The sequence below is a fragment of the Dyella sp. ASV21 genome (assembly GCF_016428975.1).
Lineage (GTDB): Bacteria > Pseudomonadota > Gammaproteobacteria > Xanthomonadales > Rhodanobacteraceae > Dyella.
Genome location: NZ_JAELTT010000143.1, coordinates 1 through 2,438, shown reverse-complemented (window position 1 = coordinate 2,438; position 2,438 = coordinate 1). Strand labels below are relative to the sequence as shown.

Sequence of the window (2,438 nt, the reverse complement as noted above, 5' to 3'; positions counted from 1 at the left end):
CGCGCCCCCTATTCAACGAACTCGGTGACTTATTCGTACCTTTGGAGCGTTGGGTGCATACCCATGGTCGCAAGTTGGTAAAGCTGGATGTGGCCGTCGTCAATGTGCAACCACAGCCGCATAACTTCCTGGTGACCGTGCGATTCATCAATAGTGGCGAGCGAACCATTCGATTTAAAGATCCTGGCTTATGGTCAGGTGATCTTTTCGATGAAACCCTCAAGGTGGGTGCTCCGTTTCGAGGCGACTCGGGAGGTTCTAAACCGTTCCTCTTACGTAGCTGGGGCTTTGATTTGGCTGGTGCTTCTCGCATTCCCGTCGTTACAAAGACAGATGCAGAGATCGCGCTTGCTCCCCAAGAGAGTAGGGATCTGAGGTTCTTAGCGTCGCCTGTTCGCAAAGCGTATCCGGGCAGTTACCGATTTCGTGTCACGGTCTATATGAATATCGATGTTGATGGTCCTGAATGGACAATAGGCCGGCATGTTACTTTCAGTTCCGACGGGGATAATGATGCGAATATCGCCCTAGACCGTGGCTACCCTTCGTCCCCCGAAGAATGGGAGGAATACGAAACTCAGCAGCGCATGCGCATGAGTAAGTGGCCACTACAGGTCGGCGAACGAACCGAACTTGACGGCTATTATCGTCCCTACGACACTCGTGCACGTTCCGATGTGCAAGGTCGCTTTGTAGTGCGTCTGGAACGGGGGCAGGTTGCTCCCGATCCTGCCGGCCAGTTGGATGTGAGTGGACGCCCGCTAGGCCCTGGTTCCTATAAGTGGCTATGGCAAGCCGATATCGACAGCGTGATGGAAGCCTCATCTCGCATGCCATGCCCTAAGAGCGGCCGCTGGCTCGCCAAACTTCCCGAAGGAAGCGCGCGCGTAGGGTATAGCCCGAACGCCGAGACCATCGTCACCTGTCAGCGTGGCGAACTACTGCCTGCCGTGGGCTATGCCAATCCTCACGAAGAAGCACGTGTACGTTGGGTGTGGCTGTCTCCATGAGGGGACGCAAGAGGCTCGTATGTCGGCAAATGCTTTTGGGCTCGCTCGCACTCTCGTCAAATGCATGGCTGGCGCCAAGCTTAAGCGCCAGCGAGCCAGTTGAGACGTCCCCGGCAAGCACGACAGCAACTGCAGCATTCTCTCTTTACTGGAGTGGTGGCCGCGAACGTGGTGATAAGCAGCTCTCTATAGATGACAATGGCATTCTTCACCTGAGAATAGGAAGTACATCTGGAAGCCAGGAGCGTGAATACAACGGTGTCGGCATCTACGAAGCTCGGTTGGACAAAGAAGGTCTTACCAAGGCGCACGCCATCGTGAAGCTGCTTTGCCGCGAGGATATTCAAAGCGACAGCACCTATCGGCGATCACTGATATCCGACGCCCCATCTGGATTCTCCGTCACGTGTCTACACAATGGCAAAAAAGAGCAGCGAGGAGGGTCGTTCTGGCTAATGCCACGAGCGTTGTTCAGTGAGCTAGGCGCATTCTATGTACCGTTAGAGCGATGGGTTCACGCCAACGGCCGCAAGGTAGTGAAGTTGGATGTCACCGTTGCGGATGTTAAGCCGCAACCGCACAACTTCCTTGTGACAGTGCGTTTTACGAATAGCGGTGAACGAGCCATTCGCTTCAAGGATCCCAGTTACTGGTCAGGTAACGTCTTTGAGGAAACGCTAGGAATTGGTGCGCCATATCCCGGCGATGAAGGTGTTACGGATCCGTACCTTATTCGGAGTTGGGGTTTTGAGATGGCCGGCGCCACTCGCGTATCAGCCTCTTCAGCGCCCAATGAGGATATCGAACTAGCTCCCAAAGAAAGCCGCGACCTAACATTCATTGCGCCGCCAATGCGGAAGACTTACCCCGGTAGCTACAACTTTGCAGCGACCGTTTATATGAACATCCAAGTCGACGGAGTGGACTGGACCATAGGGCGCCATGTTGATTTCTCGTCTGATAGACAAGAAAAATCGCCAATAAGCATTACGCGCGGTTATCCGGCCACTCCTCAGGAAATGGATGAGTTTGAAATTGCACAGCGCACCCGCCTCGCTGAAAGGCCCCTGCAAGTGGGCCAGAAAGTGCAATATGACGGTTACTACCGCCCCTATGACACCCGTAGCCATTCCGAGCAGCGCGGACGCTTTGTGGTGCGATTCGAGCGCGGACAAGTCGCACCAGATCCCTCCAGGCAACTGGATGAAGGCGGACGACCAATGGGTGATGGTTCATATGAATGGCTATGGCAAGCCGATATCGACAGCGTGATGGAAGCCTCATCTCGCATGCCGTGCCCTAAGAGCGGCCGCTGGCTCGCCAAACTTCCCGAAGGAAGCGCGCGCGTAGGGTATAGCCCGAACGCCGACACCATCGTCACCTGTCAGCGCGGCGAACTACTGCCTGCCGTGGGCTATGCCAATCCTC

At 55.2% G+C, this 2,438-nt stretch carries 2 protein-coding genes; both read left to right on the top strand.

Translation table 11 applies throughout. The features are described from left to right. Positions 1-1,010 (top strand): hypothetical protein (locus JHD67_RS21225; protein WP_233172164.1); only part of this gene is annotated, 1,010 nt, incomplete at its 5' end. A 35-nt stretch (positions 1,011-1,045) separates the two neighbouring features. Continuing rightward, positions 1,046-2,438 (top strand): hypothetical protein (locus JHD67_RS21220; RefSeq protein ID WP_199101130.1); only part of this gene is annotated, 1,393 nt, incomplete at its 3' end.